We start from the raw sequence: 12,684 nt of genomic DNA, 5'->3' as shown, positions 1-12,684 counted from the left end.
TGTAGTGTTTACCCATAAAAAATCTGCACCTCAATTGTTGGTTTGTTGAGTCCAACTTTTGGGGTGCAGATCATTTTTGACCGCACTTCCTATTTAGACTATTTACAAATCACTAACTTTGTATTGCTATTTTCTAAATAATCCTCAATTTGTTTTGGCACATCATCCGTGAAAAGATAATCCACGTCTTTGAGCTCCCCTAATCGCACAATGGCTTGTCGAGAAAATTTTGAATGATCGGTCGCTAATAAAGTTTGACGCGAGCTTTCTATAATCGCTCGCTTCACTTGGACTTCGTGATAATCATAGTCCAATAATGAGCCATCAAGGTCAATCGCACTAATACCCAAAATCCCGAAATCTAAACGGAATTGCGAAATAAAATTAACTGTTGCCTCACCGATAATTCCTCCATCCTTACGCAAAGAACCACCCGCCATCGTAATATCAAAGGTTTCATTTTGACGTAATAAATGAGCCGCATTGAGATTATTTGTCACAATGCGCAAACGTTCATGATTTAACAAAGCATTTGCTACGGCTTCTGGTGTCGTACCAATATCAATAAATAAAGAGGCACCATTTGGAATACGTTTTGCCACTTCGCTGGCAATCGCACCTTTTTGGGAAGGGAAAAATTGTTTACGTTCAATATAATCGGAATTCTCCGCGGTAGAAGAAGGTGCCGCACCACCATGATGGCGTCGAATTAAATCTTGCTCCGCAAGAATATTCAGATCGCGTCGAATTGTCTGAGGACTGACTTCTAGTTCGATAACCAGCTCTTCTGTGCTGGCATAGCCTTTTTGCGTCACAAGCTCAACAATTTTCTGATGGCGTAATGATTGTTTCATATAAATGTCTATACAGTTGAATTAGCTAAACGCTCTACTATTAATTTTACTCTGCAGAAATCCCCAAACCAATCCTAAGATAAAGCCTGAAATATGAGCTGCGTTGCCTATATTAATACCAAAAAGCGGACTAATAAAGCCAAATACAAGCCCTACCAGTAACATTGTAAAAAAACCTTCCAGTAAGTCAAAGCTATGCGGGTGCAATTTGTCCACCACCAACACATAACCTAACACCGCATACACGACACCAGATAATCCGAAAAAGGCGGGACCGGTAAAGTAATTCTGTGCAGCGCCACTCACTGCGGCAGACACTAAGACCAATAATAAAAAATGGAAAGAACCAAATCGGCGTTCAATCGCACCACCAAATAACCAGAACCACGGAAGATTAAATAAAATATGGGGTACCGACAAATGAACGATAGCATGAGTGAAATAACGCCATATTTCCTGATCTTCCCAAGAATAAGCAGGATAATGGAATAAATCCATCATTGGCTCTTCAAACCCGACATTCTGCAAGAGATAAATCACTGCGCAAAGTGCGGTCAAAATAAACGTGATTTTTTGTGCGCTCAATGTGCGTTTCAATACTTTTCTCTCTTCTGACACATCAGTTTCACTATCAAATAAAGACGGCATTTGTTATATTCCTTTTTATTTTTTGTCAATCATATAAGGTTCATTATGAAAAAACAAACTATGCCGACAGGATTTAGTGGCTTCGCTTGGGGACTTGCGGCATTTTGTTTACCCATTTTACTGTGGCCGATGGCCTCTCTGCTTTCCACTGCTTTTGTGAAAAACCCTACACTGAGCGATTTTCAGATCGATCTTTTCTCGATTATCTTTTGGGTGTATCCCTTTGTTTTAGTTTTGATTGCACGTTTACTTTATAAATTACATCAGTACAAACCTAAACTTGCCGTAAAATTATTGCTACTAAGTGCGGTCATTTTTTACATTGTTTTAGTTTCAGTTTGCTACATTGGCTTTAATGCTTAAGAATATAAAAACAAAATCACAAACAACAAAAAGGGAGCTTTCGCTCCCTTTTAACTTATGTTCCTAATAATCAAAAATATAAAAAATTTCCTACCTAACAATCAATTAAGCAAAGTATTTTTCTAAATCGTCACTACCACCTATGTGTTTACCCCCAATAAAGATTTGTGGCACAGTGGCTCGGCCAGAAACTGCACGCACACTCACGATTGTGGCATCATGACCTAATACGATTTCTTCAAAGCTTAAGCCTTTATCATGTAAAAGTTGTTTTGCTTTCGCGCAATATGGGCAACCTGGTTTTGTGAAAATGGTGATTGATTTTTGCACTTGGAAATCGGGTGCAATATATTTCAACATGGTATCAGCATCAGATACTTTAAATGGATCGCCTGGCTCATTTGGTTCAATAAACATTTTTTCCACTACGCCATTTTTCACGAGCATAGAATAACGCCAAGAACGTTTACCAAAACCTAAATCATCTTTTCCGACTAACATCCCCATACCTTCAGTAAAGGTACCATTACCATCAGGGATGAATTTTACATTGTGTGCTTCTTCTGCCTCTTTCCAGGCATTCATAACGAAAGTATCATTTACTGACACCACTAAAATATCATCCACACCATATTGCTTGAAAACAGGTGCAAGTTCATTATAACGTGGTAAGTGAGAAGATGAACAAGTTGGCGTGAACGCCCCCGGTAATGAGAAAACAACAACAGTTTTGTTATCAAATAATTCAGATGTAGTCACATCAACCCATTGATCGCCTTGGCGAGTGCGGAATGTAACTTGTGGAACTTTTTTTCCTTCCATATTAGACATAATGTGTCTCCTCTGTGAGTTAAATTAATTAGTCCTAAAAACTTAATAGGCATTATAGAAAGTTTTGTGATATAGTCATAATCAATTAATTCTATCCTTTTAATTGACATATTCTATAAAGTGAGAACCCTATGAATATTCGTGATTTAGAATACTTAGTAGCCCTTTCCGAGTTTAAACATTTCCGTCGAGCGGCGGATTTTTGCAATGTTAGCCAACCTACTTTAAGTGGCCAAATTCGCAAACTAGAAGATGAATTAGGCATTATTTTACTTGAGCGTACTAGCCGTAAAGTACTCTTCACGCAATCTGGTATGTTACTTGTCGATCAAGCTCGCACTGTATTACGCGAAGTAAAATTACTCAAAGAAATGGCCAGCAATCAAGGTAAAGAAATGACAGGTCCATTACACATTGGATTAATCCCGACTGTTGGCCCTTACCTACTTCCTTATATTGTACCAACATTGAAAGAAACTTTCCCAGATTTAGAAGTATTTCTTTACGAAGCCCAAACTCATCAATTATTAGAGCAATTAGAAACTGGTCGATTAGATTGTGCGATTGTGGCTCGCGTACCCGAAACTGAAGCGTTTATCGAAGTGCCTATTTTTGATGAAAAAATGTTACTCGCTGTATCCGACCAACATCCTTGGGCTTCAGAAAGTAAAATTTCTATGAATACTTTAAAAGGGCAAGAAATGCTCATGCTAGATGACGGGCACTGCTTACGTAATCAAGCACTCGATTATTGTTTCACTGCTGGTGCCAAAGAAGATTCTCACTTCCAAGCCACTAGCCTTGAAACGTTGCGCAATATGGTGGCAGCCAATGCGGGTATCACCTTTATGCCTGAACTTGCGGTATTAAATGAAGGCACACGTGCAGGTGTAAAATATATTCCTTGTCATTCGCCAGAACCGTCTCGTACTATTGCTCTCGTTTACCGACCAGGTTCACCATTACGTAATCGCTATGAACGCGTTGCAAGTGCGGTCAGTGAACAAGTTAAATCGATTTTAGCGAATAAAAAATAATTTATCATAAGCTGAGGAAACCCAATGGCTGGTGTTCGAGCAATTCAAAAAGAAAAAACCCGTCGAGCTTTAATTGACGCCGCATTCAATCAATTGAATGCAGAAAAAAGCTTTTCTAATTTAAGCTTGCGTGAAGTTGCCCGTGAAGCGGGCATTGCACCCACTTCTTTCTATCGCCACTTTAGCGATATGGATGAGCTCGGATTAGAAATGGTAGATGAAGCAGGTTTAACCCTCCGTCAATTAATGCGCCAAGCTCGTAAACGTATTGATGCAGGCGGCAGTGTCATCCGTGTTTCTGTTGAAACCTTTTTTGAATTTATCACTCACAGCACCAACGTGTTCCGTTTGCTCTTACGTGAAAGTTCGGGTACTTCTCAAGCTTTCCGTACCGCAGCCGCTCGTGAAATCAAACACTTTATTGATGAATTGACTGAATATATTGCAAAGAAAAATCACTACTCGCAATATGTGTCTTATGTACAGGCAGAAGGCATGGTAACCATCGTATTCACGGCTGGCTCCAATGCTTTAGATATGACTAAGGCCGAACAAGATTTACTAAAAGAGCGTGTTATTTTACAACTTCGTATGCTGGCGAAAGGTGCGGACTTCGCATCTCATAAAGAAAAAATGATGCGAAAATAGACCGCACTTTCTGACTAAAACAAACACCCGCATCTCTGCGGGTGTTTGTTTATCTCAAGAAGGGAATTATTTACCATCCCAAGCTTTAACTGCATCTAAACGTGCTTTCACTTTGCTGCTTGAATCGCCTTTGAAATAATCTTTTGCTAAGCCGCCTTCAAAGCCACCGTAGTTCGGGTTAGGTAATACGATGAATGTTTTACCAAATTTCGCTTTATTTTGAACAACAAAATCACGACGTTCTGCATTTTGTTTACCATAGATTGCATCACCGAAGTCATCAAGGTTATCACCCACATAAACGACGATTTCATAGCCTTGTTTTTCAATTTCTTCAAAACGTGCTGCTTTTGGTGATTTATCTTTTTTCAAGTAAAACGCTGAATCTTCAACACCATTAAAACCTAAACGTTTCATGTCATCAATCGTACCCGCTTTTTCATTGCTGTCTTTGCGGTTAGACACATAGAACATTTTACCGCCGTGGGTATTTACATAGTTATTGAATTCTACTGCGCCTGGTACTACACCTGATTGACGAGCTTCTACCCAACGAGTCCAATCTTTACCATCAAATGGCTTATTGTTTTGCACTTGCCAGCCAGCATAAGGGCTGTTATCTAACATGGTTTCATCTAAATCCACCACAACCGCTTTTTTCTTACCTTTTTTCACTTTAGCGTGATCAAATGCTACTTTTGCCGCATTGTATGCTTGGTAAGAAAGGGCTTGGTATTCACCTGATTGTTGAATCCAGTTAAGACCTAATACCGCTTGTTGTTGAAGCTGCGCATCCGCTTCTGCACTCTTATCTTGAGTCGCACAACCAGTTAAAATAAATGCTGACATCGCTGCAATAGCGGTAAGTTTTAATGTTGTTTTCATTGATTGTTCCTTCTGTTAAAAAGTCATAATGACAGACAAAAGTATAACAAGCCTATTCAGGCAGTGGCTACGGCTTTATCAAACTTTATAACTAATTTGTGAGATAGATCACATTTTTTATTTTTAAGTTATCCAACAAGACTGATGAAATCATTTTCCAAAATCATCTAATTTTTAACCGCACTTTTTCATCGCATTTCGCTGTATTTCACGGTAAACTATCCCAAGTTTTCAGAAATAATAGGTAATTTATGCGTCTTTTCATTGGAATTTTAGTGGGTGTTCTCGTGCTATTTCAGTACGATCTTTGGTTTGGTAAAAACGGATATTTTGATTACAAAGATATCGCAGCTCAAATCAAAGAGAATAAAGCTGAAAATGAAAAGCTCTCACAAAGAAATCAGATGATTTCTGCCGAAATTCAAGGCTTAACAAAAGGCTTTGAATCTATTGAAGAACGTGCACGCATGAGCCATGATATGGTCAAACCAAACGAAGTGTTCTATCACATCGTCAAAGAGCATAAATAATGAGCCGCGAAATTATTGCCGTCATACCTGCTGCGGGTGTTGGAAGCCGTATGCAAGCAAATAAACCTAAGCAATATCTGAAAATTTTAGACAAGACGATTCTGGAACATACACTCTCTGTCATTCTATCCCACCCTGCAATTAATCACGTTATTCTTGCAGTAGGAAAAAATGATCCCTATCTTTCAGAAATGGCTTTATTTCCTCATCAAAACATCACCCTCGTTGAAGGGGGAGAAACACGAGCTGAGTCAGTTCTAAATGGACTAAAAGCAATTAAAAATAACCAAGCATGGGTGTTAGTGCATGATGCGGCTAGACCTTGTTTAACACATCAAGATTTAGATAAATTGCTCCAAATCGATGATGAACAAGGTGCTATTTTGGCCATTCCGGCAGTCGATACGATTAAACGCGCGAATAAACAACAAGATATTATTAAAACAGAAGATCGCACTGAACTTTGGCTTGCACAAACACCTCAATTTTTCCGTTGCGATCTATTAAGAAATGCGCTTGAACAGGGGCTCTCTCAAGGTGCCAATATTACAGATGAAGCCTCTGCGATGGAACTCGCGGGATTTCAACCACACTTAATCGCAGGACGAAGTGATAATATTAAAGTCACGCGTCCAGAAGATTTAGCTTTAGCCGAATTTTATTTAACAAGGAAAACGCTATGATACGAATTGGACATGGGTTTGATGTTCATGCCTTTGGTGAAGATCGCCCTTTAATTATTGGTGGCGTTGAAGTGCCTTACCATACTGGATTTATTGCTCATTCTGACGGTGATGTTGCCTTACATGCCTTAACAGATGCCTTATTAGGTGCGGCAGCATTAGGGGATATCGGTAAACTCTTCCCCGATACCGATATGCAATATAAAAATGCAGATAGCCGTGTTTTATTACGAGAAGCATTCCGCCAAGTACAAGCAAAAGGCTATAAGGTGGGCAATGTGGATGTAACCATTATTGCACAAGCCCCTAAAATGCGTCCTCATATCGATGCAATGCGAGCGAAGATTGCGGAAGATTTACATTGTGATATTGAGCAAGTGAACGTGAAAGCAACCACAACAGAAAAACTTGGCTTTACAGGTAGAAGCGAAGGTATTGCTTGCGAAGCCGTTGCATTGTTACTCAAAGCTTAAATTTTAAGTAAAAGAAAAGGTTGGTAAAATACCAACCTTTCTTTATTTAGATTAAATTCTTATTATTTTTTTAATAAATCGCGAATCTCAGTAAGTAATTCTTCTTGTGAAGGACCTTTTACTTTTTCTACTGGTTTTTTCACTTTGTTGATACCTTTGATCATCATGAAGATTGCGAATGCAATGATGATGAAATCAAAGACGTTTTGAATAAATACACCGTAGTTTAATGTTACTGCTGGAGTGTCGCCTACTGCTTCTGCTAACGTGATTTTTAAATCTTTGAAATCTACGCCACCAGTTAAAATACCTAATACAGGCATTGCTACGTCACCGACCAGTGAACTTACGATTTTACCAAAAGCACCACCGATGATCACACCGACTGCCATGTCTACTACGTTGCCGCGCATTGCAAATTCGCGGAATTCTTTAATAAAACTCATAAATATTCCTTTATATTGGTTTAAAAATTAAAAGAATGCGTATTATAGGTTTTAAGATTAAAAAGTAAATTGTTATTTAAATAAAAAATGCGCTCGGTTGGAATAATTTTTCTATTTCTGACACAGATTTCTTGTCATTAATATAAACAATGACACTATCACCTTCTTCAATGGTCACCTGACGACGTGCAATGATAACCTCATTTTTACGTAAAATTGCTGCAATCATTGCACCAACTGGAAGTTTAATATCGCCAATCTGTCTTCCAACCACATTGGATGTTGTCGAATCGCCATGTACCACAAGTTCAATGGCTTCCGCAGTACCATGACGCAAGGATGCCACGTTTTTGATATCCCCTTTGCGCACATGCCCTAATAAAGCAGAGATTGTTGCTTGTTGTGGTGAAACCGCAATATCAATGGTTCCACCTTGAATCAAATTGATATATGCCATGCGCTGAATCAGTACCATGGCTTTTTTAGCACCAAGACGTTTTGCCAGTAATGCAGACATAATATTGGCCTCATCATCGGCACTTAATGATAAAAAGACATCGACGTTCTCAATATGCTCTTCAAAAAGTAAATTTTGGTCAGAAGCATCACCGTGGAAAACAAGCGTTTTAGAGAGTTTCTCTGCCAAGACTTTTGCTTTTTCACCGTCTCGCTCAATAAGTTTCACTTGATACTTATCTTCTAACTGTTTTGCAACACCTGAGGCAATATTCCCGCTGCCGACAATCATGATACGCTTGTAGGTTTTCTCAAGGCGTTGCAACTCACTCATCACCGCTTTAATGTGCTCTGTCGCACAAATGAAGGTAATTTCATCTCCTGCCTCAATAATGGTCGAACCTTGTGGGCGAATTAATTTATCATTACGTAAAATTGAAATGATCCGGCAATCAATATGTGGCATATGCTCCTTAAAAGCCGATAACGCATAGCCCACTAACGGACCACCGTAATATGCTTTTACGATCACAATGCTAATTCGATTTTTGGCAAAATGCGCCACTTGCAACGCACCTGGATAAGCAATTAAGCGTGTAATCTCATCTGTGACTAAGTTCTCTGGCGAAATCAGATGATTGATTGGTACGTTTTCATCATTAAATAATTTATCTTTCTCACGCAAATATTCCGCATTACGAATACGCGCAATACGTGTTGGGGTATTGAAAAGGGTATATCCCAACTGGCAAGCAATCATATTAATTTCATCTGATGCCGTTACTGCAACCATCAAGTCTGCATCAGCGGCTCCGGCATCACGCAAAATCTTTGGTGAGGAAGGGGAACCTTTAACCACGCGTAAATCATGCTTATCTTGCAAATTCTGCAAATGTTGAGATTCATTATCGACTAGTGTTATATCGTTATCTTCACTCACTAAATTTGCCGCAAGTGTTGTGCCTACTTGCCCTGCACCTAAGATGATTATTTTCATTCTGTTCTCTCCACAACCAAAGGTCGGATGCCAATTTCAGCTGAATTTAGACCGCACTTTAATGTTTCAATGCGGCGACAAATGGTCGCCGTTACTTGTTCTGCTTCTGCCATTTTTTCTGTAGTAATCGAAGGATCTTGTTTACCAAACAACATACCATCGAGCAAACGTTCTGCATGCATCCCTTCACGACAAAAATGTAATACGCCTACATCTTCAAATAATGTGGCTACTTTTGCCGTTTTAGTGGTTGCAATGCCTAAAGCGCCATCTTCACCGCCGAGCTCTTGAAATAATTGATGTGTTGGAAATCCGCCGCACGCTAAGAAAAAAGCTTTATTGAAAACGATATTTCCCCCGCAGGTCATGCGCATATATTGCCATGCCTGATCAAAATTAGGGTGTTCCGCATAACGTTGGGCTAAATTTATCGGCTTTAATGCTAATCTCACGACCGAAGTATCTGGCTGAAAATAAAATGTTGCCGCAGCCACTTCCAATGCTCCAGGTTCGTATGCATCATCCGCATCTAAAAACGCAACAAAATCGACCACACTTTTAGCAGAGAGCATTGCGCCCCAATTTCGAGCCATCGCGACACCACTATTTTTCGGCATTTTCTCGACAGAAATTCTGTCAGGATATTGCGCTGCAAGCTGTAAGGCTAATTCAAATGTATTATCTGTAGACGCATCATCAATCAGCCAAAGACGGCCAAGATTACCTTGCAGCAACACAGACTCTACTGCACGAACAAGCGTTTTTTCCGCGTTATAGCAAGGAATGACGACATCAATTAAAGGCAAATTCATTTAAGCTGACCGTTTTCTCAATTTTGCATAATAGAACCCATCCCCGCCATTCTCTTGTGGTAAGAATTGGATTCCAATCGTATTTTCCGTTTGTTCAAACGGCAATGGCATTAATTCTGCATCGGGTGTTTCCGCTAAAAAATGCTGTATTTGCTGACTGTTCTCATCGGGAAGCACCGAGCAAGTCGCGTAAAGCAAAATACCATTAGGTTTTAATTTCTCCCAAAGTGCTTTGAGGATTTGCCTTTGCAAAGTAACCAATTGAGCAATATCTGTTTCTTGGCGTAACCATTTAATATCTGGATGGCGTCGGATCACTCCCGTTGCGGAACAAGGTGCATCTAATAAAATACGATCAAATAACTTTCCACTTAACCCAATTTCTGCAAGCCACGTTTCTGGTTCAGTCGCATCACCGCAGACTACCGTCGCCTGTTGATTCAAACGCTCAAGATTTTCTTCAATACGCTTTAAGCGATGAGCTTCTACATCAAGCGCAATCAACTTCGCTTGTGGTGCCATTTCTAAAATATGGGTAGTTTTCCCACCTGGTGCCGCACAAGCATCTAAAATCAATTCACCATTTTGTGGCTCAAGCAATAAGGCTGACCATTGTGCGTTGAGATCCTGAACTGTTACCACACCTTGTGCAAAATTTGGCAGCTTCGAGACAGAAAGCGGTTGAGCTAAACGTAAAGCATGTGGATTATCACATTCAAATGCGACTATCTCTTGCTCTTCCAACAAAGTGCGGTAAGTTTTCGTATTATTTTGTTGTTGGTTAACTCGCAACCACATTGGTGGCTTTTGGTTATTCGCCTCAATAATTTCACGCCAATTCGGATAAGCTTTTTTGAGTTTATTCACAAACCATTCAGGATGAAGCGTTTGCCGATGTTTATCTACTACAGCAAGAATATCCTCTTGTTCCCGTAAGAAGCGACGCAATACACCGTTAACCAAACCACGAAAACTATCCGATTTCAATGATTTTGTGGCATTCACCACTTCATCAACCGCCGCGTGAGCGGGCACTCGCATATAAAGTAATTGGTACAATCCCACCAATAGCAAGCAGTGCACGATGCGGGTTTTACTCTTCAATGGCTTATCTAATAGTTTTTTTATAATATTTTCTAAACGAGGTAATACGCGACAAATACCAAAGGTAGTTTCCTGTAATAAAGGTAAATCCTGTGGTTTTACCTGCGATTGCACTTCTGGAAGCAACGTTGATAAGGACTTACCTTGATCTAAAACCTGTAAAATCACTTGAGCAGCAATAGCGCGTACCGAAAGTGCGGTCGATTTTCCCGTTTTTTTGCGTTGAAATACCATTAGTTTAGAACCTTACCAACCTGGAACCAATCTGCTCGACCATTGAGGAAGTCTTGTACAGACATAGGTTTCTTGCCTGCAGGCTGAAGTTGCAATAAATTTAAAACACCTTCTTTCGTGGCAATTTGGATACCTTTTTTATCGACACTTAAAATCGTCCCAGCGGGTTTATCTACATGTGGCAATACTCCAGCAGCATAAACTTTTAGGGTTTGTTCATTACCTCGTTCATCGGTTAATTGTAGGAAACTAATCGGCCAAGGATTAAACGCGCGAATATTGCGCTCAAGCTGGGCTGCCGATAGCGACCAATCCAATTTAGCCTCTTCTTTGGAAAGTTTCTCTGCATAGTTGCTTTGGTTATCATCTTGTTTTTCCGCAATAAACTTCCCTTCTTCCAAATGATCCAAAACATCAATCAATGCCGACGGCGCAATTTCAGCTAATTTATGGTAAAGCGAAGCAGAAGTTTCTTGCGCATCAATATCGCAATACACTTTGTGTAACATATCACCCGTATCTAAGCCTGCATCCATTTGCATAATCGTCACACCAGTTTGTTGATCCCCAGCCCAAATAGATCGCTGAATAGGTGCAGCGCCACGCCAACGTGGTAAGAGAGAGCCATGCACATTTAAACAACCTAAACGAGGCATATCTAACACTGCTTGAGGTAAAATCAAACCATAAGCGACAACAACCATCACATCGGCATTTAACGCTTTAAGCTCTGCTTGTGCTTCTTCTTTACGCAAGGATTTTGGTTGATAAACAGGAATTTGATGCTGTTCTGCTAATTGCTTTACAGGACTCGCCTGCAATTTTTTACCGCGGCCAGCCGGTTTATCTGGCTGCGTATAAACAGCAATAATATTGTGATGTGAATTTAAGAGTGCAGCAAGATGTTGTGCTGCGAAGTCCGGCGTACCGGCAAAGATGATATTCAATGGTTTCATAATGTTCTACGTTATGGCGTTAATAGGAAAAGTGCGGTCATTTTATACCGCACTTTTGATTATTGTTTTGCAATTTGTTTTTTATATTTCACTAATTTTTCTTTGATACGTTGGCGCTTCAATGGTGAAAGATAATCCACAAATAAAATACCATTTAAATGATCGATTTCATGTTGAATACAGATTGCTAATAAACCATCTGCATCAAGCGTAAATTCTTTTCCATGACGATCTAACGCTTTTACCGTGACTTTTTCTTTACGAGGCACTAAAGCACGGAATCCAGGAATAGATAAACAACCTTCTTCAATGCCTGTTTCACCTTCAGAAGCCAAAATTTCTGGATTAATCAACACTAATTGATTTTGTTTGTCGCCTTCAATATCAATCGTAATAATACGCTGCAAGATATCTACTTGTGGAGCGGCAAGACCTATGCCTTCTTCTTGGTACATCGTATCAAACATATCATCTACAATTTTGCGAATATCATCATTGACTTCAGCAACTGGCTCACAAACAACCTTAAGGTGATCATCTGGATAAATTAATACATTAAGTGCGGTCATATTTTCTCTTGTTTTATTAAAATTACGGCGGTGATTGTATCATAGAATCAACGCTTTGCTAAAATATTGAAAACTCCATACACAAAAACCCCAAGCTCTTCAGCTCGGGGTTCTACATTCAGTACCTGGCGGTGTCCTACTCTCACATGGGGAAGCCC

16 protein-coding genes are annotated in these 12,684 nt (G+C 39.7%); 6 read left to right on the top strand and 10 right to left on the bottom strand.

Going from position 1 to position 12,684, the window contains the following annotated elements; translation table 11 throughout:
* Positions 1-98: 98 nt before the first annotated feature.
* Together ACXVWP_RS10810 and ACXVWP_RS10805 are read right to left on the bottom strand one after the other, a co-directional pair.
* Entirely contained in the window at positions 99-854 is a 756-nt protein-coding gene (locus tag ACXVWP_RS10810) for a DeoR/GlpR family transcriptional regulator (RefSeq protein WP_297570103.1), read from the bottom strand.
* A 21-nt stretch (positions 855-875) separates the two neighbouring features.
* The gene (locus ACXVWP_RS10805; protein ID WP_297570118.1) at positions 876-1,451 is read right to left on the bottom strand and encodes a rhomboid family intramembrane serine protease; all 576 of its coding nucleotides are present in this window, start codon (positions 1,449-1,451) and stop codon (positions 876-878) included.
* 96 nt (positions 1,452-1,547) lie between these two features.
* On the opposite strand from ACXVWP_RS10805, the gene ACXVWP_RS10800 reads away from it, so the two are divergent.
* On the top strand, positions 1,548-1,865 hold the full coding sequence (locus ACXVWP_RS10800) for a DUF5389 domain-containing protein (protein WP_128787958.1): 318 nt from the start codon (positions 1,548-1,550) through the stop codon (positions 1,863-1,865).
* 105 nt (positions 1,866-1,970) lie between these two features.
* Here ACXVWP_RS10800 and pgdx read toward each other — a convergent pair whose 3' ends face one another.
* Positions 1,971-2,696, bottom strand: coding sequence for a hybrid peroxiredoxin PGdx (gene pgdx, locus ACXVWP_RS10795; protein ID WP_128787957.1), 726 nt, complete (start codon positions 2,694-2,696; stop codon positions 1,971-1,973).
* A gap of 131 nt (positions 2,697-2,827) precedes the next feature.
* On the opposite strand from pgdx, the gene oxyR reads away from it, so the two are divergent.
* Both oxyR and fabR read left to right on the top strand, forming a co-directional pair.
* Entirely contained in the window at positions 2,828-3,733 is a 906-nt protein-coding gene (oxyR, locus tag ACXVWP_RS10790; RefSeq protein WP_128787956.1) for a DNA-binding transcriptional regulator OxyR, read from the top strand.
* A gap of 24 nt (positions 3,734-3,757) precedes the next feature.
* A complete protein-coding gene (fabR, locus tag ACXVWP_RS10785; protein ID WP_128787955.1) occupies positions 3,758-4,381 on the top strand; it encodes an HTH-type transcriptional repressor FabR in 624 nt (207 codons plus the stop codon).
* A 66-nt stretch (positions 4,382-4,447) separates the two neighbouring features.
* Here fabR and ACXVWP_RS10780 read toward each other — a convergent pair whose 3' ends face one another.
* Positions 4,448-5,266 carry a 5'-nucleotidase, lipoprotein e(P4) family gene (locus ACXVWP_RS10780; protein ID WP_128787954.1) on the bottom strand — a complete coding sequence of 273 codons (819 nt, stop codon included), beginning with the start codon at positions 5,264-5,266 and terminating at the stop codon, positions 4,448-4,450.
* A 251-nt stretch (positions 5,267-5,517) separates the two neighbouring features.
* Here ACXVWP_RS10780 and ftsB point away from each other — a divergent pair, with 251 nt between their 5' ends.
* From ftsB to ispF, 3 genes are read left to right on the top strand one after another with little or no spacing between them, the layout of a single operon-like run.
* The gene (gene ftsB, locus ACXVWP_RS10775) at positions 5,518-5,796 is read left to right on the top strand and encodes a cell division protein FtsB (protein ID WP_289902158.1); all 279 of its coding nucleotides are present in this window, start codon (positions 5,518-5,520) and stop codon (positions 5,794-5,796) included.
* The gene (gene ispD / locus ACXVWP_RS10770) at positions 5,796-6,479 is read left to right on the top strand and encodes a 2-C-methyl-D-erythritol 4-phosphate cytidylyltransferase (protein ID WP_297570108.1); all 684 of its coding nucleotides are present in this window, start codon (positions 5,796-5,798) and stop codon (positions 6,477-6,479) included. The genes ftsB and ispD overlap by 1 nt, the downstream gene beginning before the upstream one ends.
* Positions 6,476-6,952: a 2-C-methyl-D-erythritol 2,4-cyclodiphosphate synthase gene (ispF, locus tag ACXVWP_RS10765; RefSeq protein ID WP_070776266.1), complete on the top strand. Its 477-nt coding sequence runs from the start codon at positions 6,476-6,478 to the stop codon at positions 6,950-6,952. Before ispD ends, ispF begins: the two co-directional genes overlap by 4 nt.
* Before the next feature lie 62 nt (positions 6,953-7,014).
* Here the strand turns inward: ispF and mscL are convergent, their stop codons facing one another.
* The 6 genes from mscL to def form a co-directional block, all read right to left on the bottom strand.
* On the bottom strand, positions 7,015-7,398 hold the full coding sequence (gene mscL / locus ACXVWP_RS10760) for a large-conductance mechanosensitive channel protein MscL (protein ID WP_289902160.1): 384 nt from the start codon (positions 7,396-7,398) through the stop codon (positions 7,015-7,017).
* Positions 7,399-7,474: 76 nt separating this feature from the next.
* The gene (gene trkA, locus ACXVWP_RS10755) at positions 7,475-8,851 is read right to left on the bottom strand and encodes a Trk system potassium transporter TrkA (RefSeq protein ID WP_289902161.1); all 1,377 of its coding nucleotides are present in this window, start codon (positions 8,849-8,851) and stop codon (positions 7,475-7,477) included.
* Positions 8,848-9,663: a glycosyltransferase family A protein gene (locus ACXVWP_RS10750; protein ID WP_297570113.1), complete on the bottom strand. Its 816-nt coding sequence runs from the start codon at positions 9,661-9,663 to the stop codon at positions 8,848-8,850. The genes trkA and ACXVWP_RS10750 overlap by 4 nt, the downstream gene beginning before the upstream one ends.
* A complete protein-coding gene (rsmB, locus tag ACXVWP_RS10745; RefSeq protein ID WP_289902163.1) occupies positions 9,664-11,001 on the bottom strand; it encodes a 16S rRNA (cytosine(967)-C(5))-methyltransferase RsmB in 1,338 nt (445 codons plus the stop codon).
* Complete coding sequence (gene fmt / locus ACXVWP_RS10740) at positions 11,001-11,957, bottom strand: methionyl-tRNA formyltransferase (RefSeq protein ID WP_297570115.1); 957 nt, start codon at positions 11,955-11,957, stop codon at positions 11,001-11,003. The genes rsmB and fmt overlap by 1 nt, the downstream gene beginning before the upstream one ends.
* Positions 11,958-12,016: 59 nt before the next feature.
* The gene (gene def / locus ACXVWP_RS10735) at positions 12,017-12,526 is read right to left on the bottom strand and encodes a peptide deformylase (RefSeq protein WP_070712555.1); all 510 of its coding nucleotides are present in this window, start codon (positions 12,524-12,526) and stop codon (positions 12,017-12,019) included.
* Positions 12,527-12,684: the final 158 nt, after the last annotated feature.

The organism is Haemophilus sp. SZY H56 (genome assembly GCF_054332415.1).
Note: the sequence above shows the minus strand (reverse complement) of the source record. Positions and strands in the feature narration are given on the sequence as shown.